We start from the raw sequence: 26,366 nt of genomic DNA, 5'->3' as shown, positions 1-26,366 counted from the left end.
TTCCTTCCACTCGGGATCACGGTCTGGCTTGCGCGACGCCGAAGACCACGTCGTGCATGATTCTGCCGGGCACCAGCGTAAAGACACCGGCACCCACCAGTGCAAAGATATACAACGCAATCATCGCCTTGCGGTGCTTGGCGACGCGGTGATTGCGTGCATGCCAGACCGCCAGCGGCACCGTGACCAGCACCAGGATCGACAAGAGATGGATCGGGCTGAAAGGGCCAATGAGCCGTATCTGCTGGATCCAGAAACTCGAGATGGCGACGGCCAGCATCAGCGCCGCCCAGAGATAGCCCATCGCGCGGTGGCGCAGCGTGCCTTTCGGCAGCGCCAGCTGCACGCCGCCTATCGCCAGCGCGGCAAAGGCCGCGAGCGCATGCCATGGGATCGGAGGACGTGCCGATAGGAGCGGTCCGAGCGACATCGCGCCCTCTCCTCAAATGCCCGTCACGCCGTGTCGATGCTCAGAACGGAATTTCGTCGTCCAGCTCGCGCGACGAACCGCCGCCGCCCTTGGGAGCACCGCCGCCACGATTGAAGCCTTCGTTCGGGCCGGACTGGCCAAAATCGGAACCACGGCTGCCGCCGCCGGAATAACCGCCGACCTGGCCGCCCTCGCCCTGGCCGCGCGCGTCGAGCATCTGCAGCTCGCCGCGGAACCTCTGCAGCACGACTTCCGTCGTGTATTTGTCGGCACCGGTCTGGTCTTGCCATTTGCGTGTCTGCAACTGGCCCTCGACATAAACCTTCATGCCCTTCTTCAGATACTGCTCGGCAACCTTGGCGATGCCCTCATTGAAGATGACGACATTGTGCCACTCGGTCTTTTCCTTGCGCTCGCCGGAATTCTTGTCGCGCCAGCTTTCCGATGTTGCGATGCGGATGTTGACGACCGGCTCGCCAGAATTCAGGCGGCGGATCTCCGGGTCCGCTCCGAGATTGCCGACCAGAATGACCTTATTGACGCTACCCGCCATGATACTTCTCCGCGCTCGTCCGAAACAAATTTTTGTCGCAGCACCTTACAGGTTGCGCACACCCGTTGCCTGCTGTGGCTGCCTTTTCCCACAAGGTTTTTGTTCTCTTTTCGTTCCTATATGCATCGCCGCTCATTGTCAAGGATTGGCAGCAATGCCCGAGCCGCCAGCTTCCTTTTATATGGGCCGCAAAAGACCGCTTGCCAAACCAATAAGTATCGACTTATGCTTTCACCATGATCGAAGCGGAAATTTTCCGGGCGCTGGCCGACCCCACCCGACGCGCCGTCTATGAACGCCTCGCCACCAGCGAGATGACGGTGTCGCAACTGCGCACCGGCATGACGGTGTCGCAGCCGGCTGTGTCGCAGCACCTGGCTGTGCTGCGCGGCGCAGGCTTGGTGGTCGAACGGCGGGCGGGCCGCAATGCCTATTACCGCGCCGATCCGCAAGGGCTCGACCCGCTGCTCGGCTGGATCGAACGCTACCGGACCTTCTGGCCCGAGCGCATCGAAAAACTGAAGACGGTTCTCAAGGACATGGACCAATGACGCACGCACCAGTGACCGGCGAAAGCCATGCGCGGACCGCCCCCGACGCGATCGAGTTCGAGTGCGATCTCCCCGAGCCGCCGGAAAAGGTATGGCGGGCGCTGACCGTGCCCGAATTGCTTGCGGCCTGGATGATGCCCAACGACATCAATCCTGAGATCGGCAGCAATTTCGCCTTTGCCGGGCCGGATGCGCCGATCGAATGCGAGATCCTCGATGCCGAGCCCGGAAAAAGGCTTCGCTATTCCTGGCGGGAACAGCCGCGGCCCGACGAGGAACGGAACCCGCTCGACAGCATCGTCACCTTCACGCTCGCCCGCACCGTTTCGGGCGGCACGCATCTGCATATTATCCATGAAGGCTTTGCCCGTGTGGCGACATCCGCCGCCAGGCCCATGGTGACCATGGCAGGTGTCGGCTGCCGGCTTTCATTCGCTGCGAGCGCCTCCGGCCGTACGGCCGCCGCCAATTCATTTTGCCTTCTGCAGCGCGCCGCTTGAGTGGCCGACACATGAGAAACGGAGAGAGACGATGACCGGTTTTGCCAATCTGGTGCCGATGGTGATCGAGCAATCGAGCCGCGGCGAGCGCGCCTTCGACATTTTCTCGCGGCTGCTGCGCGAGCGCATCGTCTTTATCAACGGCGAGATCAACGACGGCATGTCGGCGCTGGTCTGCGCCCAGCTTCTGTCGCTGGAATCGGATAATCCCGACAAGGAGATCTCGCTTTACATCAACTCGCCTGGCGGCGTGGTGACCAGCGGCTTCGCCATCTACGACACGATGCAATATGTCAGCTGTCCGGTGTCGACGGTGTGCATGGGCTTTGCCGCCTCGATGGCTTCGTTCCTGCTGATGGCTGGCACGCCGGGACGGCGCATCGCGCTGCCCAACGCCAGCCTCGTCCTGCACCAGCCGCTTGGCGGCTTCCAGGGTCAGGCATCGGACATCCAGCGTCACGCCGAAGGCATTCTGCGCACCAAGCGGCAGATGACCGAGCTCTATGCGCGCCATTGCGGCCGCACCTATGAAGAGGTCGAGCGCACGCTCGACCGGGACTATTTCATGACCGCCGAGGAAGCGAAGGCATGGGGTCTCGTCGATCATGTCTACGATACCCGCAAAAAGGCGGCGTGACCGGCACAAGCACGATGAATTGCGACGGCCCCGCCGTCCGGCGATTTGATGACCGCCGGTCTGGCCACCTCGGCGGGGCGGCGCTATAACCGGCCGATGATCGACAGCCGCTTATTCCAACCTTGGCGTCTTGCCGTCACTATTTTCGCCGGTGCGCTCATGCTGGCCGGCGGCGCCTTTGCCAACGACAGCCAGAAAGGCAGCCTGCCCGGTGTGGCCGGCGATTATCGCATCGCCAAGCCGGCCCCGCAGCCCGAACCCGATGACGCCTTCCCCGCCAACGGCAACGGCCGGTTCAAGATCGGCGATACCGATGTCAGGATTTCCGGCAGCATCACGGTCGATGTCGGCGCCGGCGGGATCAAACCGCCGCGGTAGCTGACATGTCGGGGCCGTCAGTACCTGCGCGTTCCCCCAAAAGAGCAGCCCCGCCGTGCTTTTAGCAAACGGACGGGGCTTTTCTGGATCTATAATCCAATCTTTCGCCGGGAATGTTTTACCGGCTTTCGATTTCGGATGCTTCGCGGCGTTCAGCCGACGATCCGACCAGTAGTCTCTGATTTTGGTGCATCCGGCAGGGTCACGTCGGAAGGCGCTCGCGTCTCCCTGGCATTCATGCCTGCCGCGGCTCCAGTCACTGCTGGAGCCTCAAGGGACTGTCCGGTGGCGTCATGCTCCACTCCTGTGTCCATTGCGACAATCGTCGTCAGAAGCACTGATCGCAATAGCCCGCGGCGTCTCGCAGACCGCCTTTGGGCGGCGAGGCCATCGAAAGACAGCCGGCTTCATTGACGTGTGGAGTCTGCTCCCCTCAGCCAGGGACGTCAACCGCTCGATGTCCGATCGGAAAAAATGTGATCGAGCGAGATATCCCCTGATGGGAACCACGCCGCCTGCTCCACCGCTTTTGTCAGGAGCGTGTTCGGTCTTTGTTCTTTCCGCTTGCCCGTTCGTGCGAAAGACGGTTAAACGACTTGGTCGAGAATTGTGGCGTCTCTCGACGCGGCGGCAAAAATACCTACATAGGGGACGGCCGGGGAAAACCCGCCGATCCCACAAATTCCAGATCTGAGGCGGCGACCGGCAATGGCCGACCATAAATATCTTTCCATTCGCGGGGCGCGCGAACACAATCTGAAGAATGTCGATCTCGACCTGCCGCGTGACAGCCTGATCGTCATGACGGGCCTGTCGGGCTCCGGCAAATCGTCGCTTGCCTTCGACACCATCTATGCCGAAGGCCAGCGCCGCTATGTCGAGAGCCTGTCGGCCTATGCGCGGCAATTCCTCGAAATGATGCAGAAGCCGGATGTCGACCAGATCGACGGCCTTTCGCCGGCCATCTCCATCGAGCAGAAGACCACTTCGAAGAACCCGCGCTCGACGGTCGGCACCGTCACCGAGATATACGACTACATGCGGCTTCTGTTCGCGCGTGTCGGCGTACCCTATTCGCCCGCCACCGGACTGCCGATCGAGAGCCAGACGGTGTCGCAGATGGTCGATCGCGTGCTGGCGGTCGAGGAAGGCACGCGCCTGTTCATCCTGGCGCCGATCGTGCGCGGCCGCAAAGGCGAGTACCGCAAGGAATTGCTCGAGCTGCAGAAAAAGGGATTTCAGCGCGTCAAGGTCGACGGCGTCTTCTATGAGATCGCTGATGTGCCGCCACTCGACAAGAAATACAAGCACGACATCGACGTGGTCGTGGACCGCATCGTCGTGCGTGGCGACCTCGCAACGCGCCTTGCCGATTCCATGGAGACCGCGCTGAAGCTCGCGGAGGGGCTGGCGGTGGCGGAGTTCGCCGATAAGCCGCTCGATGCCAGTCAGACGGGCGAGGATTCGGTCAACAAGTCGAAGAACGAGACGCATGAGCGCATCCTGTTCTCGGAAAAATTCGCCTGTCCGGTCTCCGGTTTCACCATTCCCGAGATCGAGCCCAGGCTGTTCTCGTTCAACAACCCGTTCGGCGCCTGCCCGACCTGCGACGGGCTGGGCAGCCAGCGCGCCATCGATCCCAATCTGGTCGTTCCCGACGAGAACGTCTCGCTGCGCGATGGCGCCGTCAGCCCATGGGCGAAATCGACTTCGCCCTACTACGTGCAGACGCTGGAGGCGCTCGGCAAGGCTTACGGCTTCAAGCTCGGCGACAAGTTCAAGGATTTGAGCAGGGAAGCCCAGGAAGCCATCCTGCGCGGCACCGGCGAGCGCGAGATCACCTTCCAGTATGATGACGGCCTGCGCTCCTACAAAACGACCAAGACCTTCGAGGGCGTCATCCCCAACCTCGAGCGGCGCTGGAAAGAGACCGAATCCGCCTGGATGCGCGAGGAAATCGAGCGCTTCATGTCGGCCACCCCCTGCCCGGCCTGTCGTGGCTACAGGCTGAAGCCGGAAGCGCTGGCGGTGAAGATCGCCGGCAAGCACATCGGCGAAGTGACCGAACAGTCGATCCGCAAGGCCGACCAGTGGTTCACCGACCTGCCGGCGCAGCTCAACGACAAGCAGAACGAGATCGCCGTGCGCGTGCTCAAGGAAATCCGCGAGCGGCTGCGCTTCCTCAACGACGTCGGCCTCGACTATCTCACCCTGTCGCGCAATTCCGGCACGCTGTCGGGCGGCGAGAGCCAGCGCATCCGGCTGGCATCGCAGATCGGCTCCGGCCTCACCGGCGTGCTCTACGTGCTGGACGAACCGTCGATCGGCCTGCACCAGCGCGACAATGCGCGCCTGCTCGACACGCTGAAGCACCTGCGCGACATCGGCAACACGGTCATCGTGGTCGAGCATGACGAGGATGCCATCCTGCATGCCGACTACGTCGTCGACATCGGCCCGGCCGCCGGCATCCATGGCGGCGAAATCATTGCCCAGGGCACGCCTCAGCAGGTGATGGCCAACCCGAATTCGATCACCGGCAAATACCTTTCGGGCGAGCTCGAAGTGGCGACACCAGCGGTTCGCCGCGAGGCGAAGAAGAACCGCCGCCTGAAAGTCGTCGGCGCGCGCGGCAACAATCTGAAGAACGTCACCGCCGAAATTCCGCTCGGCACCTTCACCGCCGTCACAGGCGTATCGGGCGGCGGCAAATCGACCTTCCTGATCGAAACGCTTTTCAAGGCGGCCTCGCGCCGCATCATGGGCTCGCGCGAGCATCCGGCCGAGTACGACCGCATCGAGGGCTTGGAGTTCCTCGACAAGGTCATCGACATCGATCAGTCGCCGATCGGACGGACCCCGCGCTCCAACCCCGCCACCTATACCGGCGCCTTCACGCCGATCCGCGATTGGTTCGCGGGCCTGCCGGAAGCCAAGGCGCGCGGCTACCAGCCGGGCCGCTTCTCCTTCAACGTCAAGGGCGGCCGCTGCGAGGCCTGCCAGGGCGACGGCGTTATCAAGATCGAGATGCACTTCCTCCCCGACGTCTACGTCACCTGCGACGTCTGCCACGGCAAGCGTTATAACAGAGAGACGCTCGACGTGCTGTTCAAGGGCAAGTCGATCGCCGACGTGCTCGACATGACGGTCGAGGAAGGCGTCGATTTTTTCGCCGCCGTGCCCGGTGTGCGCGACAAGCTCGACACGCTGAAGCAGGTCGGCCTCGGCTACATCCATATCGGCCAGCAGGCAACCACGTTGTCGGGCGGCGAGGCGCAGCGGATAAAACTCGCCAAGGAGCTGTCGCGCAAGGCGACCGGCAAGACGCTCTACATTCTCGACGAGCCGACAACCGGCCTGCACTTCCACGATGTCGCCAAGCTGCTGGAAGTGCTGCACGAACTGGTCGACCAGGGAAACACGGTGGTGGTCATCGAGCACAATCTCGAAGTGATCAAGACCGCCGACTGGGTGCTCGACCTCGGCCCCGAGGGTGGCGATGGCGGCGGCGAACTGGTCGCCTCCGGCACGCCGGAAGCGATCGTGCGCGAAAAACGCAGCTACACCGGCCAATTCCTCAAGGAATTGCTGGAGCGACGCCCCGGAGGCAAGCGCGAAGCGGCGGAGTGAGAGCGGGCTGGCGTTGGGAATCCTCGAAATGAAGATCAGGAAAGCCCTCGCCCCGGATGTCACCGCCGTCATGACTCTGACCACGGATGCCTACGCGCCCTACACCGCGCTGTTGGGCGCGCCGCCGATCCCGGTCACCGAAGACTATGCGCCACGCATCGAACGCGGCGAGGCCTGGCTGCTGGAGAGCGGCGGCGACCTGGCCGGGCTGATCGTCCTGGAGGGGCACGAAGACCACGCGATGATCTTCTCCGTCGCGGTGGCGCCAGGATTTCAGGGCAAGGGCTTCGGCATCGCATTGTTGAAACATGCGGATCAGCAGGCGCGCCTGTGGGGCGTGCCGGAGGTGCGGCTCTACACCAATGCGAAAATGGAGCGCAACATCGCGCTCTATTTGGCCTACGGCTATCGCGAAACGGGTCGCCGGCCCAATCCCTACCGGCCAGGATGGGTGCTCGTCGACATGGCCAAGCCGGTCGACGAGGTCACGGCGGCCTGATTTTCTGAACGCGGCCAGATTTCTGAAACGGGAGGACGACAATGAGCAAATCGGGAACAATCCGCGCCGGCATGGGCGGCTGGACCTTCGAGCCATGGGACACGTCCTTCTACCCGGAAAAACTCCCCAAGGCCAAGCAGTTGCAATACGCCAGCCGGCAGGTACCGAGCATCGAGGTCAACGGCACCTACTATTCCAGCTTCAAGGAACCGACCTTCGTCAAATGGGCCAATGAGGCACCCGACGGTTTCGTCTATTCGCTGAAGGGCAACCGCTTCGTCACCAACCGCCGCGTGCTGGGCGAAGCAGGTGAATCGATGATGCGTTTCCTTGGCTCCGGCGTCGCCGCGCTGGGCGACAAGCTTGGACCGATCCTTTGGCAGTTCGCGCCGACCAAGAAATTCGATCCCGACGATTTCGAGGCGTTTCTGAAGTTGTTGCCGGAAAGCCAAGACGGTATCGCGTTGCGCCACGCGCTCGAAGTTCGCAACGACAGTTTCATCGTGCCGGAATTCCCGGCGCTCGCGCGCAAATACAAGGCGGCCATCGTCTATGCCGATCACGCAAAATATCCTGATATCGCCGATATCACCGGCGATTTCATCTATGCGCGGCTGCAGACCGGCTCGGATGACAATCCCGACTGCTACACGCCAAAAGGCCTCGATGAATGGGCGGCGCGGGCCAAGGTCTGGGCGGAAGGCAAGCGGCCAACCGGTTTGCGGCGCGCCGACCCTGCCACCGACGCACCGGTGCAACCGCGCGACGTGTTCGTCTACTTCATCACCGAGGGCAAGGTGCGCGCGCCCTTCGGCGCCATGGCGCTGATGAAGCGAGTGACAGAAACCAGCTAAGCGGCAAGCCTCTGCGGCTATCTCCATTTGCATGAATTGCCGGCGTCAATAGCCTCTGTCGGAACCTCAAGGCGTCATCGTCGTTTTGCCTTGGTGGCGGGTTCCCGCGCGGGAAAACCAGCAGAAAAGCGAGGAAGGATGGCTGTCATCCTTATCGGTGCGTTTCTCATCGTCGCCGGCGTTGTGTATACGGCGGGCGCAGCTCTCAGGCGTGGACGGCTCAGCGATCCGGCACCTGCAGCTTCGGATCGACGGATGCCAGATCTCGCAACGCAGGCCCCGACGCTTGAGCCACGCCGGCGCGGCCTCGGTTTCCTAGGCGTGTCACAGAATTGGCCGGGTCTGCTGATGATGGCGGTCGGTGCCGTTCTGCTCCTGTCGGCGGTAGTCCTCTAACGCCGTGCAAGCTTGGCTTTTTCGCCGCGATCGTAACCTTATCGACACTTCCTTGCGTCATGACTCCAGCAACGTCAGGCTGCAGGGTCGTCGCGGGCAAGGAACGAGGGCATGTCGCTCGACTACAACTCACTTCTGCTGGCGGTCGGTTTCTCCGCTGCCTGCCTGAGCCTGACGTTGTTCGGCACATGGCTCACCGCCCGCACCGACAAGTTCCTGCTCACCTGGGCGCTCAGCGCCATGCTGGTGGTGGGCGAGGTCTTCACCTATGACGCCTATATCGACGCGCCCAGGCGCGGCCTCGGCATCGCCACCTTCACCTTGCTGCTGGTCGGCTTCTCCATGATGCTGGGCGCCGCATACCAATTCAGAAGCGGCGGCTCGCCGATCCCCAGAGTTTTGATCGGCAGCGGCATTTCGCTGGCAGTGGCGCTGCCGCCCATGGCTCTCGGCTATGACGGGCTCGGCTTCATGTTCGAGAATCTGTTCGCGGCCCTGCTCCTGTTCGCAACCGCCGCCGAATACTGGAAGGGCCGCGCCGAGGCCCCAGCGCTTACCATCGGCGCCGCCGCACTCTATTCAGCGACCGCCATGTCCTTCCTGCTCTGCGCGACGGTTTTGGCATGGGACGGCAAGCTGATCCTGAGCCATGCGCCAAGGAACTGGGCCGAGGATCTCAGCCTCATCGTCGTCATCGCCAGCATGACCGGCATCGGCGCCTTGTCGCTGGCCCTCAACCAGGGGCGTCTAGCGGGGCATCATCGCCGCAACGCGCTGACGGATCAGCTGACCGGCCTGCTCAACCGCCGCGCGCTGTTCGACCTCTTTGGCGATTCTCCCGTCGGCGCCTTTACCGCCGTGGTCGTGTTCGACCTCGATAGCTTCAAGGCCATCAACGACCAGTTCGGCCACGCGACGGGCGATGAGGTGCTGAAAGTGTTCGCCAAGGAGCTTGCCGGCAACCTTCGCCCGACCGATGTCGCCGCGCGCATGGGGGGCGAGGAGTTCGCGGTGGTGCTGAAGCGGACTTTGCCCGAAACAGTGGAAAACACGGCCGAGGCGATACGAACCTCGTTCGCCGCGCGCCGCATCGACACCGAGAACGGTCCCCTGACGTGCACCGTCAGCGCCGGCTTTGCTTTCGGCACCAAAGAGGGCCTGAGCTTCGACAAGGTGCTCAGCGCCGCCGACAAGGCGCTCTATGCCGCCAAGCGCGGCGGCCGCAACCGCGTCACCGCCTCTCCATTCCGGCGCGCTAGCTGACCAAGCGCATCAATGCCGTGCCCATCATTGTTGAATGGCCGAATGCGGCTTTTACGCCGCCATGACAATTTCATTGAAGGCATCGAGGTCGACATAGAAGACCTTGGTGATCTCCTCGATCAGCTCGTCGTGGTCATAGCCCTGGGACTTCAGAATGTTGATGGCTGTGATGATGTCGACGGGCTCTGTGAGCCGCCGCTTCTGGTAGTCCTCGACGTAACGTTCCATAGCTGCCCCTTGGCCTGTATGCCCAAACGCGTTGAACGACCGAGATCGCAGGGAGGATGCTAGGAACGCATGCTTGCGCGGAACTTGCCCGTCGCCCACCTCGATCTGCGACAAACCAGACTGATACGGAAACGGCCGACTCACAAAGCCATCAGAAGACTAGCATGTAGTATTGAGCGTGCCAGCGGGTGTTGAAGAAAGATTGAGCAATCTTTCATCAGGAGATGGATTTACACCGTCAGGAACTTCCTGACATCCGCCCGGTCGAGATCTTCGGCAGGACCAGTATGGACGATCTGGCCGCGGTCCATGATGTTGACCTCGTCGGCGAGTTCGCGGCAGAAGTCGAGATATTGCTCCACGAGAAGAACCGCAATGCCGGCCTGGTCGCGCAAATAGCGGATGGCGCGGCCGATGTCCTTGATAACGGACGGCTGGATACCTTCCGTCGGCTCATCGAGCACCAGAAGCTTGGGCCGCATCACCAGCGCCCTGCCGATGGCGAGCTGCTGCTGCTGGCCGCCGGAGAGATCGCCGCCGCGGCGGCCAAGCATCTGCTTGAGCACCGGAAACAATTCGAAGACATGCGCCGGCACGTTGCGGTCGGCCCGTTTCAGGGGCGAGAATCCCGATTCGAGGTTTTCCCGCACGCTGAGCAGCGGAAAGATCTCCCTGCCCTGCGGCACGAATGCGATGCCCGACCGGGCGCGGTCATACGCCGCGCTCCGGTCGAGCGCCTTCCCCTCGAAGGCAACGCTTCCGCTCGTCAGCCTGTGGTGGCCGACGATCGATCTCATCAAACTGGTCTTGCCGACGCCATTGCGGCCGAGCACGCAAGTGATCTTGCCGGCGCCCGCCTTGAGCGACACGCCGCGCAGCGCCTGGGCGGCGCCGTAGTGGAGCGTGGCATCGGAAACTTCGAGCATGTCAGCGCCTTCTCCAGAACCGAAGGAAGGCAAGATCGAAGCGATGGAATTGCACCCGCCAAACCATGCTCATCTCCCCAGATAGACTTCGACGATGCGTTCATCGGCAGATACGAAATCGAGCGTGCCTTCTGAAAGCACCGAGCCCTCATGCAGGCAGGTGACCTTGACGCCGAGCTCGCGCACGAAATGCATGTCATGCTCGACGACGATCACTGAATGGTCGCGGGCGATCTCCTTGAGCAGGCGCGCGGTTTCCTCGGTTTCGGCGTCGGTCATGCCGGCGACCGGCTCGTCGACCAGCAGCAGCTTCGGGTCCTGCGCCAGGAGCATGCCGATCTCCAGCCACTGCTTCTGCCCATGGCTGAGATAGGCGGCGAGCTCGTCGCGTTTGTCGCCGAGCCGGATGGTCCCGAGGATGTCATCGATCCGCCGCGTCTCGGCGGGCGAGCGTCGATGGAACAGCGCCGGGAAGATCGAGCGCGGCCCCTTCAGCGCCAGCATCAAATTTTCCTCGATGGTGTGGCTTTCGAAAACCGTCGGCTTCTGGAATTTGCGGCCAATGCCCATCATGGCGATCTCGGCCTCGTCATGGCGGGTGAGATCGACCTGGCCGTCGAAGAACACCTCGCCCTCGTCGGGCCGTGTCTTGCCGGTGACGATGTCCATCATCGTGGTCTTGCCGGCGCCGTTGGGGCCGATGATGGCGCGCATCTCGCCCTTGTCGAGCACCAGCGACAGATTGTTGATGGCGCGAAAGCCGTCGAAGGAAACCGAGACGCCGTCGAGATAGAGAATGGTGTTCGACTTCGACATCGCTCGTTACTCCGCCGGCTGTGGTTCGAGGCTGGACGAGGACCATTCGCCGGGTGTTCTGGCCGCCGCCTGCACGACTTTGGACGGCGCGATTTCACCATCGGCGCCGGCCTCCTCGGCCAACGATGCCGCGCGCAGCGCCTTGGCGTTGCCGCGCCAGCTATCCCACATGCCGATGATGCCTTTCGGCAAGAGCAGCGTCACGGCGACGAACACGCCGCCGAGTGCGAACAGCCACAGTTCAGGCAGCACGCCGGTGAACCAGGATTTTCCGGCGTTGACCAGCAGCGCACCGATGATCGGCCCGATGATGGTGCCGCGCCCGCCGACCGCGGCCCAGATCACCACCTCGATCGAATTGGAGGGTTCGAATTCGCCCGGATTGATGATGCCGACCTGCGGCACGTAAAGCGCGCCCGCGACGCCGGCCGTGACAGCTGAAACCGTGAAGGCGAACAACTTCACATTCTCAGCCCGCCAGCCGAGGAAGCGGGTGCGGCTTTGGGCATCGCGCACCGCCATCAGCAGCTTGCCGTATTTGGAGCCGACGATCGCCCAGGTGACGAAGACGCCGAGCGCAAGCATCACCGCGCTGGCCGCGAACAGCGCCGAGCGGGTCACGTCGGCCTGGACGTTGAAGCCCAGAATGTCCTTGAAATCGGTCAAGCCGTTGTTGCCGCCGAAGCCCATGTCGTTGCGGAAGAAGGCGAGCAGCAGCGCATAGGTCATCGCCTGTGTGATGATGGAGAGATAGACGCCTGTGACGCGGCTGCGGAAGGCGAACCAGCCGAAGACGAAGGCAAGCAGGCCGGGTACCGCAAGCACCATGAGGCCGGCGAACCAGAAATGGTCGAAGCCGGTCCAGAACCAGGGCAGTTCCTTGTAGTTCAGGAACACCATGAAATCAGGCAGGACCGGGTTGCCATAGACGCCGCGCGAGCCGATCTGGCGCATCAGATACATGCCCATCGCGTAGCCGCCGAGCGCGAAGAAGGCGCCGTGGCCGAGCGAAAGGATGCCGCAATAGCCCCAGACAAGATCAAGCGCGAGTGCCAGCAGCGCGTAGCAGAGATATTTGCCGGTCAGCGCCACGATATAGGGCGGAATGTAGAAGGCGCTCGTCGGTAATACCGCAAGGTTGAGCAGCGGCACGATGATGGCCGCCGCCAGCAGAATGAGGATGGTGATGGCGATGCGGCGGTCCGCGCCCGCGGCGAAGAAGCGTCCCGACATCATGCTTCCACCGCCCTGCCCTTGAGCGCGAACAGGCCGCGCGGGCGCTTCTGGATGAACAGGATGATCAGCACCAGCACGACGATCTTGCCGAGCACGGCGCCGGCATAGGGTTCGAGGAACTTGTTGACGATGCCCAGCGAAAAGGCGCCGACCAGCGTGCCCCACAGATTGCCGACGCCGCCGAAGACGACGACCATGAAACTGTCGATGATGTAGCCGCGGCCGAGATTGGGCGAGACATTGTCGATCTGGCTGAGCGCCACGCCGGCAATGCCGGCAATGCCGGAGCCGAGCGCGAAGGTCAGCGCGTCGACCCATGGCGTCCTGATGCCCATAGAGGCGGCCATGCGGCGGTTGGCGGTGACGGCGCGCATCTGTAGGCCCCAGGGGGTGCGCTTCATCACATAGAGCAGCACGGCAAAGACGCTAAGCGCGAAGACCAGGATCCAGAGCCGGTTCCAGGTGATGGCAAGCTGGCCGACATCGAACGAACCCGACATCCAGGAGGGATTGCCGACCTCCTGGTTGGTCGGCCCGAAGATCGAACGCACTGCCTGCTGCAGGATCAGCGAAACGCCCCATGTCGCCAGCAGCGTCTCCAGCGGCCGGCCGTAGAGGAAGCGGATAATGCCGCGCTCGATGGCGAGGCCGACAAGCCCCGAGACCAGGAAGGCAAGTGGCAGCGCGATGACCAGCGACCAGTCGAACAGGCCGGGAAACGACGTGCGGATCACCTGCTGGACGACGAAGGTCGTGTAGGCGCCGAGCATCACCATCTCGCCATGCGCCATGTTGATGACGCCCATGACGCCGAAGGTGATGGCAAGCCCGATCGCTGCCAGCAGCAGCACCGAGCCCAGCGAAATGCCGTACCAGATGTTCTGTCCGGCGTCCCACAGGGCCAGCGTCGAATTGATGTTGGCGATAGCCGCCGTCGCCGCTTCCTTCACTGCGCCCAAGGCATTGGCCCCTGCCGAGGTGAGCAGCGATACCGCATCGCGGTCGCCGCGCGCGCCGATCAGGGCGATTGCCGCGAGCTTGTCGGCATCAGGCCGATCCGAGCTCAGAATCGACGCGGCACGAGCCTGTTGCAGCAAGGTCTTGACACTGGCGACCGTCTCATTGGCGATCGCAGCGTCGAGCGGCTCGATGTTTGCGGCATCGGGCGTCTTGAACATGGTGTCGGCGGCGGCGAGCCGCACGGCCGGATCCTTGGCGCCAAGCGTCAGCGTGCCCAGCGCATCGCGGATGGTGCGGCGCAGCGTGTTGTTGACCTTGATCTTGGTGATGTCGTCCTTGGCTGCTTCACCGGATGGCTCACCGCTCAGCGGGTCGAAAAGCTGGACCCGTTCGCCGCCTTCCTTGCCGACGAAGACCAGGGAATCGATCTTGCGGATGTAAAGATTGCCATCGGCGAGTGCCGCAAGAGGCCGCTCCACTGCCGGATCGCCGGTCGCCGCCAAGTCGTGAACGACAGCTCCCGTCTCCGAAAAACCCTTGGCGGCGGCGAACTTGGCGATGATGCCACGCAGATCGGCTTCGCCGGCGCCCGATGACGACAGCGTCGCCAGCAAGAACAGCAGTGTCAGGCCAAGTGCGCGGAAAAGGTTCATCGGCGTCAGGCGACTCTTCAGGGTTGAGTTGGACGTCCGGACGGCGAAGGAACCGTCCGGACGCTCGCGGTCATGGGCATGGACCTGAAGGTCCAGCCCGGGAGGATCAGTTTGTGCCCTTGCCGCCGCATTTGCCGGTGGCGACATTGAAGTTGCCGCAGGACAGAGGCGCCCGCCAATCGGAGATCAAGTCCTTGGAGTCGGGCAGGTAATCCGACCACTCGTCGCCCATCACCAGCCCCGGCGTGCGCGAGACCGTCTCGAACTGGCCGTCGGCCTGGATTTCACCGATCAGCACCGGCTTGGTGATGTGATGGTTCGGCATCATCGTCGAATAGCCGCCGGTCAGGTTCGGCACCGAGACGCCGACCATGGCGTCAATCACCTTGTCCGGATCGGTGGTGCCGGCCTTCTCGACCGCCTTCACCCACATGTTGAAGCCGATATAGTGGGCCTCCATCGGGTCGTTGGTGGTGCGCTTGTCGTTCTTGATGAACTTGTGCCAGTCGGCGATGAACTTCTTGTTCTCGGGCGTGTCGACGCTCTCGAAGTAGTTCCATGCGGCGAGATGGCCGACCAGCGGCGCCGTGTCGAGACCGGCAAGCTCCTCCTCGCCGACCGAGAAGGCCATGACCGGGATGTCCTCGGCCTTGATGCCCTGGTTGCCCAGTTCCTTGTAGAACGGCACGTTGGCGTCGCCGTTGACGGTGGAGACGACGGCGGTCTTCTTGCCGGCCGAACCGAACTTCTTGATTGCCGAGACTTCGGTCTGCCAGTCCGAGAAACCGAACGGCGTGTAGTTGACCATGATGTCTTCCGCCGCGACGCCCTTGGCCTTCAGATAGGCCTCGAGGATCTTGTTGGTGGTGCGGGGATAGACATAGTCGGTGCCTTCCAGCACCCATCGCTTCACCGAGCCGCCATCCTCGCTCATCAGATAGTCGACGGCCGGAATGGCCTGCTGGTTCGGCGCCGCGCCCGTATAGAACACGTTGCGCTCGCTCTCCTCGCCCTCATACTGGACTGGATAGAACAGGATGTTGTCGAGTTCCGAGAACACCGGCAGCACCGATTTGCGCGACACCGAGGTCCAGCAGCCGAACACCGCCGCGACCTTGTCCTTGGAGATCAGCTCGCGCGCTTTCTCGGCGAAGAGCGGCCAGTTGGACGCCGGATCGACGACGACCGCTTCGAGCTTCTTGCCGAGCAGGCCGCCCTTGGCATTCTGCTCGTCGATGAGCATCAGCATGGCATCCTTCAGCGTCGTCTCCGAAATCGCCATCGTGCCGGACAGCGAATGGAGGATGCCGACCTTGATCGTGTCGTCGGCCGCCTTCGCGGGCGCCGACATCGACAGGCCGGCAGCGACCACGCCCGCCGAAAACATTTTTGTTATTGTCGAGAAATTACCCCTCATGCCTGACACTCCCAAGCTGATTGATTGCAACGCAACACTACGAAGCAACCCCCATGCCAATCGCCGAGGCGGTTTCGTGGAAGGAGTTAATGCTCAATATTATCAGTGGATTGACATATCGTGCTTAGAGAAAGCGTGAGGGCCGGTTAAAAATTGGTTGAGGGAAATTTGCGCAGCGCACACGGTTTTTGCCTAATTTTCGTCCAATTTCTCCAAATGCCTAGATTTTGATCTCCGGACGCGGGCCGCACGCGACAAATATTGCGGTATGGCACACAAATGGGGCAAGTTCGCCCCTCAACCGAGCGACGTCATGGCATCCGGAATTTCACGCATCTCTACCGGCCTATTGTTTCTGGCGGCGGCGACCGGGGCGGCGCGAGCCGACTTCAGCGACGGCAAGATGCCCGACGGCATTTATCATTGCGAGGTCTACCTGCTCGGCATGTTCCTCAACCTCGGCGACATCACCATCAAGGGAAACGTCTATACCGGCCCAGTCACCTTCGGGACCGCCCAGCAGGGCTACAATTACCAGATGGACGCAAATGGGGTGATCTCCTGGCTGGGACCGCTCGGCGGCTACACCGCCGGCGGCAACTCGTTGTCCCTCACTCAGGCAACTCTGGATGGTCAGGGCCCGCCCTCGTTCGACATCATCATGAGACAGCCCGACGGCGCCTTCACCGCCTCGACCTGCACCAAGGGCTGAAAGTCGAGAAAAATGGCGCGGAACCCCGGTCGGGGCTCCGCGCCAGCAGGCAGTCGGGAGGTGGAACTAGATGCTTCTCGCTGACATTTGGCTGGCGATGTAATCGGCCTGCCGGATCGCCAGCGAGACGATCGTCAGCGTCGGGTTCTCGGCCGCGCCTGTCGTGAACTGGCTGCCGTCGGAAACGAACAGGTTCTTGATGTCGTGCGTCTGGCCGTGCTTGTTGACGACGCCTTCGGCCGCCTTCTCGCTCATCCGGTTTGTGCCGAGATTATGGGTGGAAGGATAAGGCGGCGTCGGGAAAGTACGCGTCGCTCCAACCACATCGTAGAGCGCCGTGGCCTGTTTGTAGGCATGATCGCGCATCGCCGTATCGTTGGGATGATCGTCGAAATGCACATCGGCGATCGGCATGCCGTGCTCGTCCTTTTCGTCGGCATGCAGCGTGATGCGGTTTTCTTCGCGCGGCATGTCCTCGCCGACGATCCACAGCCCTGCCATGTGGTCGTAGTGGTCGAGTGCGGTGGTGAAGGAGCGGCCCCAAGCGCCGGGATCGAGGAAGGCCGCCATAAACGGCAGGCCGAGCGAAAGCGTCTCGAATTCGTAGCCGCCGACGAAACCGCGCGATGGATCATGCCGCGCCTCGTCGCGGATGATGCCGGCCATCGTGGTGCCGCGATACATGTGCACCGGTTTGTCGAAGATGGCATAAACCGAGCCGGTGGTGTGGCGCATGTAGTTCTTGCCCACCTGCCCCGATGAATTGGCGAGGCCGTCAGGGAACTTGCTCGAAGCCGAATTGAGCAGCAGGCGCGGGCTTTCAATCGAATTGCCGGCGACGGCGACGATGCGGGCCTTCTGCTCCTGCAGCTTGCCGTCCTTGTCGGCATAGACGACGCCGGTCACCTTTCCCGAGGCGTCATGGTTGATCTTGACGGCCATGGCGTTCGGCCTCACCTCGAGATGGCCTGTCGCTTCGCCTTTCGGGATCTCGGTGTAGAGCGTCGACCATTTGGCGCCCCATTTGCAGCCCTGGAAGCAGAAGCCGGTCTGCTGGCAGGACATCCGGTCGTCACGCTCGACCGAATTGATCGCCATGTTGCCGGTGTGGCATTCCTTGTAGCCGAGCTTGTCGGCGCCAGCCTTCAACAGCTTGAAATTATTGTTGCCCGGCAGCCTCGGCCAGTCATTGGTGCCGGTGACGCCCATCTTGGCTTCGGCCTTGGCGTAATAGGGCTCCATCTCGGCCAGTGTCACCGGCCAATCGAGCAGGTTCGCGCCCTCCACCTTGCCGTAGGTCGAGGCGGTCTTGAACTCATGCTCCTGGAAGCGCAGCGAAGCGCCGGCCCAGTGCGTGGTCGAGCCGCCGACCGATTTCACGATCCAGGCCGGCAGGTTCGGAAAATCCCTGGCCACGCGCCAGTCGCCGGAGGTTGTGCGCTTGTCCTTCCAGGCGAGCTGGGCAAAGGAGTCCCACTCGTCATTGATGAAGTCGTCGAATTCGTGGCGTGCGCCGGCCTCCAGGATGACGACGTCGATGCCCTTCTGGGCGAGTTCATTGCCGAGTGTGCCGCCGCCGGCCCCCGAGCCGATGATGACGACCAAATTGTCGTTTTTCAGATCAAATGCTGCTGCCATGGTTTCCTCCCATGATTTCGATTTTGCTGGGTGGCGAGAGGAGCCGGCTCAGAGCCACTCGATGTCGTCGAAGCCGCGCGCGATATAGCCGCCCTTGGAATAGGATTCGCCCTCATAGCCAAAGACCGGCCAGACCTCCTTCTGGTTGTAGAGGCTGACGACGAGGCCCCCGCGCACCGCCTGGAAGAAAGGCGTGGCTTCGACCTGCTTCAGCACTGCGACACGCTGATCCTCCCAACCAAGGTTCCGGTAGCCGCCCTTGCCGGACCTCTTGTCGAGATCGGCGATGCCGTTCTCGATGAGATCCCTATGTGCGGCATCCTTGCCGGCCTGATCGTCATGGCTCTTGACCGCGATGGCGTAATATTTGTCGGGAAGCTGATCGTGCGGGTAGACGTCCCGCCCCATTTGGATCAGCGTCGCCATCGTCTCCGGCTTCAGCGCCGACGTTTCGAGGCCCCAGGCATGTTCCGGGCTGATGACCGCGCTGCCGGAAATGACGAGCAAGGCTCCGACGCCGCCGCGCTTCAGAAGCTCGCGCCGCGAAAGCCCGGGCCTGCTTTCATAGATCGTGACCATATTTTCCTCCCTGCTTGCTGGTTGCATCCATGGGATGCCTTGGCTGGCGCCGCGCACACGCGGCCGCGATCTCTACTGGAACCTGCCTCCTCGTTGCAGAACCTCGATCCTGTAGCCGTCCGGATCCTCGATGAAGAAGAAGCGTGCGATCAGCGAACCGTCACGGTTGAATTCGACGATCTTCTTCGGGTTGAGGCCGAGCGCGCCGAGCCGGTCGTGCTCGCCGTCGAGATCGACGACCGAAACCGCGAGATGGCCGTAGCCATCGCCAAGCGCATAAGGCTCCTGCCGACCCTTGTTCACGGTCAGTTCGACTTCGAATTGCGTCTCGGCATTGCTGAGGTAGATGAGCGTGAACGTGTCGAAATCCAGCCTTTCGGCGACATCGAGGCCGAAGGCATTTCTGTAGAAATCGACGGAGCGGGTCTCGTCGAGAACCCGGATCATGGTGTGGATTGCCTTCGCCAAATCAGTCCTCGCCACTCGATGCTTCGAAGATGATTATGCGCGGCGACGGCAAAAGATGGTGGCAGCCGGTTACCACGCTCCGAAGATCGACTCGCCTGACAATCGCAAGGACGAAAGTCCGATTGCTGTTCAGCCGATTTTGCCGGAGAATGCTGTCGGGGACAAAGGCCGCGTCGCCTCTGGCGGCAAAAGCATCTGTCCACCCAAAATCAACGCCAAAAATCAACGAACGTGGGAGGTTGTCGGATGTGCAGGGTATTTGCGGCCCAGGACCCCGAAGGTTATCGTCAGATCAACCGGTCGATCCGCATCGACGGATATTCGACCAGCATCCAGCTTGAGGCGACGTTTTGGGCACTGCTCGACGAAATCGCCGAAAGCCAGGACCTGACGACGCCGAAATTCATCTCGAAACTCTATGACGAGGCCATCGAGATCAATGGCGAGATTCCCAACTTCGCCTCCATGCTGCGCACCACCTGCGCGCTCTATCTGCGCAGCCACCGGCCGGGTATGGAAGACCAGATGCCGCCGAAATGGGAAGCCGCCTGAAGAATCCAGAAAAGTGCCCCCCGGCTTTGTGTTCGGAATGCATCAGGAACTGGGGCGGCTCGGCGGGCCTATCACGCACCGGGCCGATCGGCGGCGGCGATTTCCAGCGCCAGCCGCGTCATGTCGGTAAAAAGATCCTGGCGCTCTGCATATTGGGTCTGTTCGCCGCTGTCGATATCGTCGACCACCGTGCAGATCGATAGCGCACGGGCCCCGAAATGCCTGGAAATGCGATAGAGCGCACTGGTCTCCATGTCCACGGCCAGCGCGCCGGCTGCCTGCGCATCGGCAAAACGGGCGCGTCCCTGCGGATGGTGGAAGACGTCGCTGCATGCCGTCAGCCCGGCACGATGGTCGATGCCGAGTTCGGCCGCCTTCGCCAATGCGCGAGCAAACAGCGCCGGGTCCGGCCCGGCTGCAGCGTCATAGAGGCCGAAAACCTGACCGCTTCGGGCGCTTTCGGGCCGCACCGATTGCGAGATGACGAGGCTGCGTAGTTTTACCTCAGCGGTCAGCCCGCCGCAGGTGCCGGTACGGATCAAAGTCCGCACACCGTAGCCGTCCAGCAGCTCATGCGCATAGATCAGAAAGGAGGATACGCCGATGCCGGTCGCCTGGATGCTGACCGGCTGACCACGAAACAGGCCAGTGAAGCCAAGGGCACCGCGCCGGCGGTTGATGCAGCGTGGGGCCTCCAGGAATGTCATGGCCATCCATTCGGCGCGCTGGGGGTCGCCCGGCAACAGCACAATGTCGGCGTAGTCACCCTCGCTGGCTTCGATGTGTGGCGTCAACAGCTCGTCCCTGCCGTTTCAGCCACAATCATGGCCTTGTCGCGGTATTGCGCAAGAGGCATTCGGGAACGCTAATACACGGAAACTTCGTTTCAGGACGACAATATCACGAAAACAAAGAGTTAAACCGGTCGGCGACTCTATCAAAGCTGAACTGTTCTAGACTCGTAAGCGCGGAGCCACAGCCGCATCGAGGCGAGCTGGACCATGGCGAGGAAGTTGGTGGCGAGCTTGTCGTAGCGGGTGGCGACAGGCCGGAAGTGCTTCAGCTCAGAGAAGAACCGCTCGATCAGGTTGCGCTCGCGATAGAGCCGCTCGCTGAAGCAAGGCTTCACTTGGTTGCTCTTCGGCGGGATGTTCGGCCGGCGGTCACAGGCCGAGCCGCCCCAATTGCAGGCTGATGAAGACGCGCGGCGCGTCTTCATCAGCCGACGCGCTCCAAGCGCTCATGATGCGAAGCTGGTTGAGCGCGAAAGCTCCTCCCACGCGCTGATTTCGCCCCGCATCGCGTCGAGCTTCTGGTCGACCAGCCCCAGCGCGTCGTCGCCCAGGAACAGCCGTACCGGCGGGTTCGCGGCATCGACCAGCACGAGCAACGCCTGCGCGGCCTTGGCCGGATCGCCCGGTTGGTTGCCGCTCTTGGCCTGTCGCGCGGCGCGGATCGGGTCCATGACCGCGTCATAGTCGGCAATGCTGCGCGGCGTGCGATCCATCGAGCGTCCGGCCCAATCCGTGCGGAATTGGCCGGGAGCGAGCGCCGTCACCCGAATTCCAAAGCCTGCCACTTCCTTGCCGAGCGCTTCGGAAATGCCTTCGAGCGCGAATTTGCTTCCGCAATAGAAGGTGATCCCGGGCATGGTGATGAAGCCGCCCATGGACGTGACGTTGATGATATGGCCGCGACGCCGCTCGCGCATGCCCGGCAGCACCGCCTTGATCATCGCGACGGGCCCGAAGACGTTGGCGGCGAACTGGCGCTGGAGATCGTCCATGGAGGACTCCTCCAGCACGCCCTCATGGCCGTAACCGGCGTTGTTCACCAGCACGTCGATTGGACCCGCCTGCCGTTCGGCCGCGGTGACAGCCGCCGGGACCGTCTCGAAATCGGTCACGTCCAGCAAGAGCGGGTGGGCGCGATCGGGCGCGAGCGCGGCGAAGATCTCGGCGTCGGCTTCCCGCCGCACGGTGCCGATCACCCGATGGCCCGCTTCAAGCGCGCCTCTTGCAAATGCGCGCCCCAGCCCGGAGCTGACACCGGTGATGAGGAATGTCTTAGGGGTGGAAGTCATGGTTCACTCCGGGCTATGATTGAAACTATATCATGATATAGATAACAGCATGACGCCAAACAAGACCAAGGTTGCTCCGACCGCTACGCGGGGTGAGCCGCTTCGCCAGCGTGTGATCGATGCGGCGGAGCGGTTGCTCCGACAGGGTAAGGCCGATTTCTCGATGCGCGACCTCGCCACCGAAGCTGGGGTCAGTTTCGCGACGCCGTTCAATCAGTTCGGGAGCAAGGCCGCGATCATGCATGCCCTTTCGGGGCGGCGGATCGATACGATGGTCCAGCGCTTTGCCGGGATGTCACCGCCTGCCGATGCCGCCGGCCGCGTGCTGTTGGCCATCGATACGGCGGTCGAGGTGATGCTGGAGGAGCCGGGGATTAACCGGGCCGTGATGGGATGGATCGGCACGGCCGGCCCGTCCCCCGGAAAGGTCCTGGCGCACTCCACAACCTTGTGGTCGCTGGCCCTTGGAGCGGGCGAAGGCTTGATCGCAGCCAGCAGGCAGGAGGCGCTGCGCAGTCTGCCGGAACAGCTCGCATTTGCCTTTCGTGGGGTCCTGTCATTCTGGACCGCCGGCGAACTGCCGGATGAGGCGCTTGCCTGGAAGGCGCGAGAAATCGCAAAAACCTTGCTGCTCGGATTTGCTGAACGGCCGCTATTCGGCGATTCCGCCTCCTAAGCTGCCGTTCGGGAACCGCCAATCTCGGCCATTTCCCGAGTTACGGGTTCACGGCCTAAGACTCCAGCATGTCCTTGACGATCGTTGCCAACTGCTTGAGCGAAAACGGTTTCGGCAGGAATCCGAAATGCGCGTCCGCCGGCAGGTTCCTGGCGAATGCATCCTCGGCATAGCCGGACACGAAGACGAACTTGATGTCCGGCTGGCGCTTGCGCAGTTCGCCGAGCAGCGTCGGCCCGTCCATCTCCGGCATCACCACATCCGAAACCACGATGTCGACCTTGCCGCCGAGCGCTTCGAACACTTCCAGCGCCTCGACTCCGGAGGACGCCTCGTGCACGGTATAGCCGCGCGAGGTCAGTGCCCGCATGCCGCCCATGCGCACCGCATCCTCGTCCTCGACCAGCAGCACCGTGGCCGACCCGGACAAATCCTTGCCTGTCTCTGCCGACTTGGCAGGCACCGCTGCCGGTGCTTCCCCGGGTTCGCCTGCCTTCTTTGCCTCGGCGATGTGGCGCGGCAGGAAGATGCGGAAGACCGAACCCTTGCCGACCTCGGAATCGCAGAAGATAAAGCCGCCGGTCTGTTTGATGATGCCGTAGACCATGGACAGGCCAAGGCCGGTGCCCTTGCCGACCTCCTTGGTGGTGAAGAACGGTTCGAATATCTTCTTCAGCACGTCGGGCGCGATGCCGCTGCCGGTGTCCTCGACCTCGGCCACCACATAGTCCGCCGGAGTGAGTTCCCGGTAGGGAAAGGTCTTGCACTCCTCGGCGGTCACATTGCGGGTGCGCACCGTGAGGTCGCCGCCCGCCGGCATTGCATCGCGCGCGTTGACCGCCAGGTTGACCACCACCTGCTCGAACTGGCCGATATCGACCTTGACCGGCCAGAGATCGCGACCGTGGTCGATCTTCAGCTTGATGTCGTTGCCGACCAGACGGGCGAGCAACATCCTGAGATCGGCGAGCACGTCGGTAAGGTTCAGCACTTCCGGCCGCAGCGTCTGCTTGCGCGAAAAGGCCAGCAACTGCCGCACCAGCGAGGCTGCCCGGTTGGCATTCTGCTTGATGTTCATGATGTCGGGGAAGGATGGGTCCGACGGCCGATGATTGGTCAGAAGCAGGTCCGACGCCATGATGATGGCGGTCAGCACATTGTTGAAGTCGTGTGCGATGCCGCCGGCAAGCTGGCCGACGGCCTGCATCTTCTGGCTTTGCGCCATCTGCCCTTCGAGCGCCTTCTGCTCCGTCGTCTCGACGGCGTAGACGATGGCCGACTCCTCGGCCCCCTCGCCGCCTGTGCCGTCGGCGACCGCATTGACGTAAAAACGGATGTGGCGCTCCTCATTGCCGGGCAGGAGCGTATCGATCGGCTCGATATCGGCCTGCCGCTGCCGTGCCTTTTCGAAGGCCGCGGCAAAGGCCGGGCGGTCACGTTCGTGGATGACCGTGTCGAGCCGCATGCGGCGGTCGACGGCGTCCCGGTCTACGACCGACGAAAACAGCGAAAGGAACGGCGCATTGGTGCGCAGGATGCGCCCGCTGGCGTCGACGCCGGCGATCGCCATCGGCGTCGAGTTGAAGAAGCGGGTGAACCGCACTTCCGAAGCGCGCAGGTCCGCCGAGGCGTCCTCGCCTTGCGTGCGGTTGAGCACGATCGTGCGCGTCGGACCGTTGAGGCCTTCGCGGCTGGCTGAAACGCGATGCATGAAGCGCACCGGCAGCGCCTCGCCCGTCATTGTCGTGAGGTCGAGATCGATGACCGCGTTGCGCGTCGTACCGGGGTCGGCCTTGACCGAGCGCACCAGCGCCATGCCGTCGCCGGCGACGATCTCCGGCAGGGAGACGGCGCCGGGCGTGAAGCTGGCAAGGTCGATGCCCAGCCATTCGGCGAGCGTGGCGTTGATATAGGTGACGCGGCCTTCCTGGTCGGCGGAAAAGAAGCCGGCGGGCGCGTGGTCGAGATGATCGATCGCCTTCTGCAGGTCCAGGAAGAAACGCTCCTGCTCGGCGCGTTCCTGCGAAATGTCGGCAAGTTGCCAGGCGAGCATCGGCGGCCGCTGGCCCGGCACGCTGAAAGCGCGGGCGCGGGCGCGATACCAGCGCGCGCCTGGCTCAGCGCCAGGCTTGATCGACTGCGCGAGCCGGAACTCGCCGTCGCCCGGCTGGCCGTCACGCAGGCCGGAGGCCAGTCGGTAGATGGTGACCGAAGCTTCCGGAACATCCGAAAGCAGCCCTTCGACCGTCTTCAGGTCGGCCGCGGAAGAGGCTCCGGTCATGTCGGCATAGGCGCGGTTGGCATAGACCACGCGGCCCTTGGTGTCCGTGACCAGAAGACCCTGCGACATCGAATCGACGAATGCCTTCGACAGTTCGTCGCCCGTCGAGCGTGGAGTGATCTGCACGAAGCCGATCGCCGTGGCGAACAGGAAGCCGACGCCGATCATCGCCAGCACGCCGAGCATGCCCAGCAGGAAAGGGTCGCCGAGCCGCTCGCGAAACAGGCCGAAAACGATCGCGGCCCCCGTCAGGACGGCAATGAAGATGACGAGCCGGGTAACGGCGCCCGGCCGCGTGTTCTGATCGACGATCGGTACCGGATAGAAATCGCCGCGCGTTTCCTTGGCCATGTGCCCCCTGCTCTTGAAGTCCGGTGTTCCGATACTCGCCGCAATGTGTGCCGACGCCCGCCCCTGTCGGGTTGAATCATATTCTCCCGGTCCCGAAAAGGCCCGGGCGGCAAATGTCAGATAAAAATGATGTCGGCCGGCCCTCCAGTGTTTCAAGCTGTTCATGAAGCGTGAAAGGCAACTTGCGGTAGCCCGCCGCAACGGTCTAGTGTCGCGTCACTTCCAAACCGATCAGGGGGAACCAATGCTGCAATGGCTGGATAGCGTAGCGGGCCCCGGCTATGTAGCGGCACTGCTGTGGACCTTCGCGGCGCTGGTCCTGCTGGTTATCGTCCTCATCATCGTCAAACTCGTTCGCAACCTGACCTTCGGCACCTTTGTCGCGGGCGGCCGGAACCGCAAGACGCGGCTTGCGGTCATGGACGCCACCGCCGTCGACAGCCATCGCCGCCTGGTGCTGGTGCGCCGCGACGACATCGAGCATCTGCTTTTGATCGGCGGCCCGACCGATGTCGTCGTCGAGCGTGACATCCGCCTTTCTGCGCCACGCCGTCCCGCGCTGACCGGAGATGGCGGTTCGCAGCAGCCTGTCGCGGTGGCAAAGCCGCGTCCGCCTCAGCCCACCCCGGCGCCGGCGAGACAGGCACCTGCTCCGCAGCCGGTGAGCGCAGCGCCCGCCCGCCAGCGCGCTCCGGAGCCGGTGCCGAAGCCGGCGGCGCAGGGTTATCAGCCGACCAATGTCACGCCGCTGCCTTCCTACGGCTCCGCAAACGTCAATGCCGTCCGGCATGCCCCGCCGCCGGCTTCACCACCGCCGGGGCAGGAAAGCATCGATGAAACGCTGATGAAGGAACTCGAGGTTTCGCTCGACCAGCCCCGCTCGAGCAGTCCGGCGACCAAGCCGGTGGCAAAAACACCGCCGTCGCTCGACGATGAGATGACCAGGCTTCTGGGCGAACTCTCCAGCCAGAAAAGGTGAGCAGCGCTTGCGCCCGGTCCGAAAAACCGATCGGGGTTATGCGCATCACCCGGGTTCTGAAAAAAGAAACGGCCGGAAAACCGGCCATTTCGAGAGCGATATCGCTGAAATCTTCTTGAA

27 protein-coding genes and 1 pseudogene are annotated in these 26,366 nt (G+C 62.8%); 13 read left to right on the top strand and 15 right to left on the bottom strand.

Annotation, left to right across the window (positions count from 1 at the left end):
* Positions 1–16 precede the first annotated feature (16 nt).
* Together FJ959_RS27645 and FJ959_RS27640 are read right to left on the bottom strand one after the other, a co-directional pair.
* Positions 17–430, bottom strand: a complete 414-nt coding sequence (locus tag FJ959_RS27645; RefSeq protein ID WP_140633176.1) for a DUF2306 domain-containing protein — start codon at positions 428–430, stop codon at positions 17–19.
* A 40-nt stretch (positions 431–470) separates the two neighbouring features.
* On the bottom strand, positions 471–983 hold the full coding sequence (locus tag FJ959_RS27640; RefSeq protein WP_140498840.1) for a single-stranded DNA-binding protein: 513 nt from the start codon (positions 981–983) through the stop codon (positions 471–473).
* Between the two features lie 236 nt (positions 984–1,219).
* Between FJ959_RS27640 and FJ959_RS27635 the strand changes: the two genes are divergently transcribed.
* From FJ959_RS27635 to FJ959_RS27595, 9 genes are all read left to right on the top strand, one after another.
* Positions 1,220–1,534: a metalloregulator ArsR/SmtB family transcription factor gene (locus tag FJ959_RS27635; protein ID WP_140498842.1), complete on the top strand. Its 315-nt coding sequence runs from the start codon at positions 1,220–1,222 to the stop codon at positions 1,532–1,534.
* Positions 1,531–2,034: an SRPBCC domain-containing protein gene (locus tag FJ959_RS27630; RefSeq protein ID WP_140584355.1), complete on the top strand. Its 504-nt coding sequence runs from the start codon at positions 1,531–1,533 to the stop codon at positions 2,032–2,034. Before FJ959_RS27635 ends, FJ959_RS27630 begins: the two co-directional genes overlap by 4 nt.
* 31 nt (positions 2,035–2,065) lie before the next feature.
* Entirely contained in the window at positions 2,066–2,671 is a 606-nt protein-coding gene (locus FJ959_RS27625) for an ATP-dependent Clp protease proteolytic subunit (protein WP_140498846.1), read from the top strand.
* A gap of 96 nt (positions 2,672–2,767) precedes the next feature.
* Positions 2,768–3,049 (top strand): hypothetical protein, encoded by a 282-nt coding sequence (locus FJ959_RS27620; RefSeq protein ID WP_140560963.1) that lies wholly within the window; start codon positions 2,768–2,770, stop codon positions 3,047–3,049.
* A 708-nt stretch (positions 3,050–3,757) separates the two neighbouring features.
* Positions 3,758–6,679: an excinuclease ABC subunit UvrA gene (gene uvrA / locus FJ959_RS27615; RefSeq protein ID WP_140633173.1), complete on the top strand. Its 2,922-nt coding sequence runs from the start codon at positions 3,758–3,760 to the stop codon at positions 6,677–6,679.
* A gap of 28 nt (positions 6,680–6,707) precedes the next feature.
* Positions 6,708–7,178 carry a GNAT family N-acetyltransferase gene (locus tag FJ959_RS27610; RefSeq protein ID WP_140633171.1) on the top strand — a complete coding sequence of 157 codons (471 nt, stop codon included), beginning with the start codon at positions 6,708–6,710 and terminating at the stop codon, positions 7,176–7,178.
* A gap of 41 nt (positions 7,179–7,219) precedes the next feature.
* On the top strand, positions 7,220–8,032 hold the full coding sequence (locus FJ959_RS27605) for a DUF72 domain-containing protein (RefSeq protein ID WP_140633169.1): 813 nt from the start codon (positions 7,220–7,222) through the stop codon (positions 8,030–8,032).
* Between the two features lie 138 nt (positions 8,033–8,170).
* A complete protein-coding gene (locus FJ959_RS32430; protein WP_140633166.1) occupies positions 8,171–8,428 on the top strand; it encodes a hypothetical protein in 258 nt (85 codons plus the stop codon).
* A 111-nt stretch (positions 8,429–8,539) separates the two neighbouring features.
* Positions 8,540–9,691, top strand: coding sequence for a GGDEF domain-containing protein (locus tag FJ959_RS27595; protein WP_140525359.1), 1,152 nt, complete (start codon positions 8,540–8,542; stop codon positions 9,689–9,691).
* 51 nt (positions 9,692–9,742) lie between these two features.
* Here FJ959_RS27595 and FJ959_RS27590 read toward each other — a convergent pair whose 3' ends face one another.
* From FJ959_RS27590 to urtA, 6 genes are all read right to left on the bottom strand, one after another.
* Positions 9,743–9,919: a hypothetical protein gene (locus tag FJ959_RS27590; RefSeq protein WP_140633163.1), complete on the bottom strand. Its 177-nt coding sequence runs from the start codon at positions 9,917–9,919 to the stop codon at positions 9,743–9,745.
* A 230-nt stretch (positions 9,920–10,149) separates the two neighbouring features.
* Complete coding sequence (gene urtE, locus FJ959_RS27585) at positions 10,150–10,845, bottom strand: urea ABC transporter ATP-binding subunit UrtE (RefSeq protein ID WP_140557767.1); 696 nt, start codon at positions 10,843–10,845, stop codon at positions 10,150–10,152.
* A gap of 69 nt (positions 10,846–10,914) precedes the next feature.
* Positions 10,915–11,661 carry an urea ABC transporter ATP-binding protein UrtD gene (urtD, locus tag FJ959_RS27580; RefSeq protein WP_140625083.1) on the bottom strand — a complete coding sequence of 249 codons (747 nt, stop codon included), beginning with the start codon at positions 11,659–11,661 and terminating at the stop codon, positions 10,915–10,917.
* A gap of 6 nt (positions 11,662–11,667) precedes the next feature.
* Positions 11,668–12,897, bottom strand: a complete 1,230-nt coding sequence (gene urtC / locus FJ959_RS27575; RefSeq protein WP_140633160.1) for an urea ABC transporter permease subunit UrtC — start codon at positions 12,895–12,897, stop codon at positions 11,668–11,670.
* Complete coding sequence (urtB, locus tag FJ959_RS27570) at positions 12,894–14,510, bottom strand: urea ABC transporter permease subunit UrtB (protein WP_140633157.1); 1,617 nt, start codon at positions 14,508–14,510, stop codon at positions 12,894–12,896. The genes urtC and urtB overlap by 4 nt, the downstream gene beginning before the upstream one ends.
* Positions 14,511–14,616: 106 nt before the next feature.
* A complete protein-coding gene (gene urtA / locus FJ959_RS27565) occupies positions 14,617–15,927 on the bottom strand; it encodes an urea ABC transporter substrate-binding protein (protein ID WP_140498870.1) in 1,311 nt (436 codons plus the stop codon).
* Positions 15,928–16,240: 313 nt separating this feature from the next.
* On the opposite strand from urtA, the gene FJ959_RS27560 reads away from it, so the two are divergent.
* The gene (locus tag FJ959_RS27560) at positions 16,241–16,639 is read left to right on the top strand and encodes a hypothetical protein (RefSeq protein ID WP_140498872.1); all 399 of its coding nucleotides are present in this window, start codon (positions 16,241–16,243) and stop codon (positions 16,637–16,639) included.
* Positions 16,640–16,705: 66 nt separating this feature from the next.
* On the opposite strand, the gene FJ959_RS27555 is transcribed toward FJ959_RS27560, so the two are convergent.
* The 3 genes from FJ959_RS27555 to FJ959_RS27545 all read right to left on the bottom strand — a co-directional run bounded on the left by FJ959_RS27555 (position 16,706) and on the right by FJ959_RS27545 (position 19,324).
* On the bottom strand, positions 16,706–18,277 hold the full coding sequence (locus FJ959_RS27555; RefSeq protein WP_140564484.1) for a GMC family oxidoreductase: 1,572 nt from the start codon (positions 18,275–18,277) through the stop codon (positions 16,706–16,708).
* A gap of 48 nt (positions 18,278–18,325) precedes the next feature.
* Positions 18,326–18,856, bottom strand: coding sequence for a gluconate 2-dehydrogenase subunit 3 family protein (locus FJ959_RS27550; protein WP_140515296.1), 531 nt, complete (start codon positions 18,854–18,856; stop codon positions 18,326–18,328).
* A 72-nt stretch (positions 18,857–18,928) separates the two neighbouring features.
* Positions 18,929–19,324 carry a VOC family protein gene (locus tag FJ959_RS27545; protein WP_140498876.1) on the bottom strand — a complete coding sequence of 132 codons (396 nt, stop codon included), beginning with the start codon at positions 19,322–19,324 and terminating at the stop codon, positions 18,929–18,931.
* A 246-nt stretch (positions 19,325–19,570) separates the two neighbouring features.
* Here FJ959_RS27545 and FJ959_RS27540 point away from each other — a divergent pair, with 246 nt between their 5' ends.
* Positions 19,571–19,876, top strand: coding sequence for a ribbon-helix-helix domain-containing protein (locus FJ959_RS27540; RefSeq protein ID WP_140498878.1), 306 nt, complete (start codon positions 19,571–19,573; stop codon positions 19,874–19,876).
* Between the two features lie 71 nt (positions 19,877–19,947).
* On the opposite strand, the gene FJ959_RS27535 is transcribed toward FJ959_RS27540, so the two are convergent.
* The 3 genes and pseudogenes from FJ959_RS27535 to FJ959_RS27525 form a co-directional block, all read right to left on the bottom strand.
* Entirely contained in the window at positions 19,948–20,670 is a 723-nt protein-coding gene (locus tag FJ959_RS27535; RefSeq protein ID WP_140525366.1) for a DeoD-type purine-nucleoside phosphorylase, read from the bottom strand.
* A 143-nt stretch (positions 20,671–20,813) separates the two neighbouring features.
* Positions 20,814–21,032, bottom strand: a pseudogene (locus tag FJ959_RS27530) (transposase); the annotation flags it as partial.
* Positions 21,033–21,116: 84 nt separating this feature from the next.
* Positions 21,117–21,959: an oxidoreductase gene (locus FJ959_RS27525; RefSeq protein WP_140560916.1), complete on the bottom strand. Its 843-nt coding sequence runs from the start codon at positions 21,957–21,959 to the stop codon at positions 21,117–21,119.
* 49 nt (positions 21,960–22,008) lie between these two features.
* Between FJ959_RS27525 and FJ959_RS27520 the strand changes: the two genes are divergently transcribed.
* The gene (locus FJ959_RS27520) at positions 22,009–22,635 is read left to right on the top strand and encodes a TetR/AcrR family transcriptional regulator (protein ID WP_140633155.1); all 627 of its coding nucleotides are present in this window, start codon (positions 22,009–22,011) and stop codon (positions 22,633–22,635) included.
* 55 nt (positions 22,636–22,690) lie between these two features.
* Here the strand turns inward: FJ959_RS27520 and FJ959_RS27515 are convergent, their stop codons facing one another.
* Positions 22,691–25,267 (bottom strand): response regulator, encoded by a 2,577-nt coding sequence (locus FJ959_RS27515; RefSeq protein ID WP_140515292.1) that lies wholly within the window; start codon positions 25,265–25,267, stop codon positions 22,691–22,693.
* Positions 25,268–25,511: 244 nt separating this feature from the next.
* Between FJ959_RS27515 and FJ959_RS27510 the strand changes: the two genes are divergently transcribed.
* The gene (locus FJ959_RS27510; protein ID WP_181168436.1) at positions 25,512–26,246 is read left to right on the top strand and encodes a flagellar biosynthetic protein FliO; all 735 of its coding nucleotides are present in this window, start codon (positions 25,512–25,514) and stop codon (positions 26,244–26,246) included.
* Positions 26,247–26,366: the final 120 nt, after the last annotated feature.

Origin of the sequence: Mesorhizobium sp. B2-2-4, assembly GCF_006442375.1 — a bacterium.
Classification (GTDB): domain Bacteria; phylum Pseudomonadota; class Alphaproteobacteria; order Rhizobiales; family Rhizobiaceae; genus Mesorhizobium.
The sequence above is the reverse complement of the archived record's forward strand: the minus strand, read 5'-3'. Positions and strand labels throughout refer to the sequence as shown.

Excerpts from the sequence above, each read along its gene's own strand:
- FJ959_RS27645 (WP_140633176.1), bottom strand. The coding sequence starts at position 430 with ATGTCGCTCGGACCGCTCCTATCGGCACGTCCTCCGATCCCATGGCAT.
- FJ959_RS27640 (WP_140498840.1), bottom strand. The coding sequence starts at position 983 with ATGGCGGGTAGCGTCAATAAGGTCATTCTGGTCGGCAATCTCGGAGCG.
- FJ959_RS27635 (WP_140498842.1), top strand. The coding sequence starts at position 1,220 with ATGATCGAAGCGGAAATTTTCCGGGCGCTGGCCGACCCCACCCGACGC.
- FJ959_RS27630 (WP_140584355.1), top strand. The coding sequence starts at position 1,531 with ATGACGCACGCACCAGTGACCGGCGAAAGCCATGCGCGGACCGCCCCC.
- FJ959_RS27625 (WP_140498846.1), top strand. The coding sequence starts at position 2,066 with ATGACCGGTTTTGCCAATCTGGTGCCGATGGTGATCGAGCAATCGAGC.
- FJ959_RS27620 (WP_140560963.1), top strand. The coding sequence starts at position 2,768 with ATGATCGACAGCCGCTTATTCCAACCTTGGCGTCTTGCCGTCACTATT.
- uvrA (WP_140633173.1), top strand. The coding sequence starts at position 3,758 with ATGGCCGACCATAAATATCTTTCCATTCGCGGGGCGCGCGAACACAAT.
- FJ959_RS27610 (WP_140633171.1), top strand. The coding sequence starts at position 6,708 with ATGAAGATCAGGAAAGCCCTCGCCCCGGATGTCACCGCCGTCATGACT.
- FJ959_RS27605 (WP_140633169.1), top strand. The coding sequence starts at position 7,220 with ATGAGCAAATCGGGAACAATCCGCGCCGGCATGGGCGGCTGGACCTTC.
- FJ959_RS32430 (WP_140633166.1), top strand. The coding sequence starts at position 8,171 with ATGGCTGTCATCCTTATCGGTGCGTTTCTCATCGTCGCCGGCGTTGTG.
- FJ959_RS27595 (WP_140525359.1), top strand. The coding sequence starts at position 8,540 with ATGTCGCTCGACTACAACTCACTTCTGCTGGCGGTCGGTTTCTCCGCT.
- FJ959_RS27590 (WP_140633163.1), bottom strand. The coding sequence starts at position 9,919 with ATGGAACGTTACGTCGAGGACTACCAGAAGCGGCGGCTCACAGAGCCC.
- urtE (WP_140557767.1), bottom strand. The coding sequence starts at position 10,845 with ATGCTCGAAGTTTCCGATGCCACGCTCCACTACGGCGCCGCCCAGGCG.
- urtD (WP_140625083.1), bottom strand. The coding sequence starts at position 11,661 with ATGTCGAAGTCGAACACCATTCTCTATCTCGACGGCGTCTCGGTTTCC.
- urtC (WP_140633160.1), bottom strand. The coding sequence starts at position 12,897 with ATGATGTCGGGACGCTTCTTCGCCGCGGGCGCGGACCGCCGCATCGCC.
- urtB (WP_140633157.1), bottom strand. The coding sequence starts at position 14,510 with ATGAACCTTTTCCGCGCACTTGGCCTGACACTGCTGTTCTTGCTGGCG.
- urtA (WP_140498870.1), bottom strand. The coding sequence starts at position 15,927 with ATGAGGGGTAATTTCTCGACAATAACAAAAATGTTTTCGGCGGGCGTG.
- FJ959_RS27560 (WP_140498872.1), top strand. The coding sequence starts at position 16,241 with ATGGCATCCGGAATTTCACGCATCTCTACCGGCCTATTGTTTCTGGCG.
- FJ959_RS27555 (WP_140564484.1), bottom strand. The coding sequence starts at position 18,277 with ATGGCAGCAGCATTTGATCTGAAAAACGACAATTTGGTCGTCATCATC.
- FJ959_RS27550 (WP_140515296.1), bottom strand. The coding sequence starts at position 18,856 with ATGGTCACGATCTATGAAAGCAGGCCCGGGCTTTCGCGGCGCGAGCTT.
- FJ959_RS27540 (WP_140498878.1), top strand. The coding sequence starts at position 19,571 with ATGTGCAGGGTATTTGCGGCCCAGGACCCCGAAGGTTATCGTCAGATC.
- FJ959_RS27525 (WP_140560916.1), bottom strand. The coding sequence starts at position 21,959 with ATGACTTCCACCCCTAAGACATTCCTCATCACCGGTGTCAGCTCCGGG.
- FJ959_RS27520 (WP_140633155.1), top strand. The coding sequence starts at position 22,009 with ATGACGCCAAACAAGACCAAGGTTGCTCCGACCGCTACGCGGGGTGAG.
- FJ959_RS27515 (WP_140515292.1), bottom strand. The coding sequence starts at position 25,267 with ATGGCCAAGGAAACGCGCGGCGATTTCTATCCGGTACCGATCGTCGAT.
- FJ959_RS27510 (WP_181168436.1), top strand. The coding sequence starts at position 25,512 with ATGCTGCAATGGCTGGATAGCGTAGCGGGCCCCGGCTATGTAGCGGCA.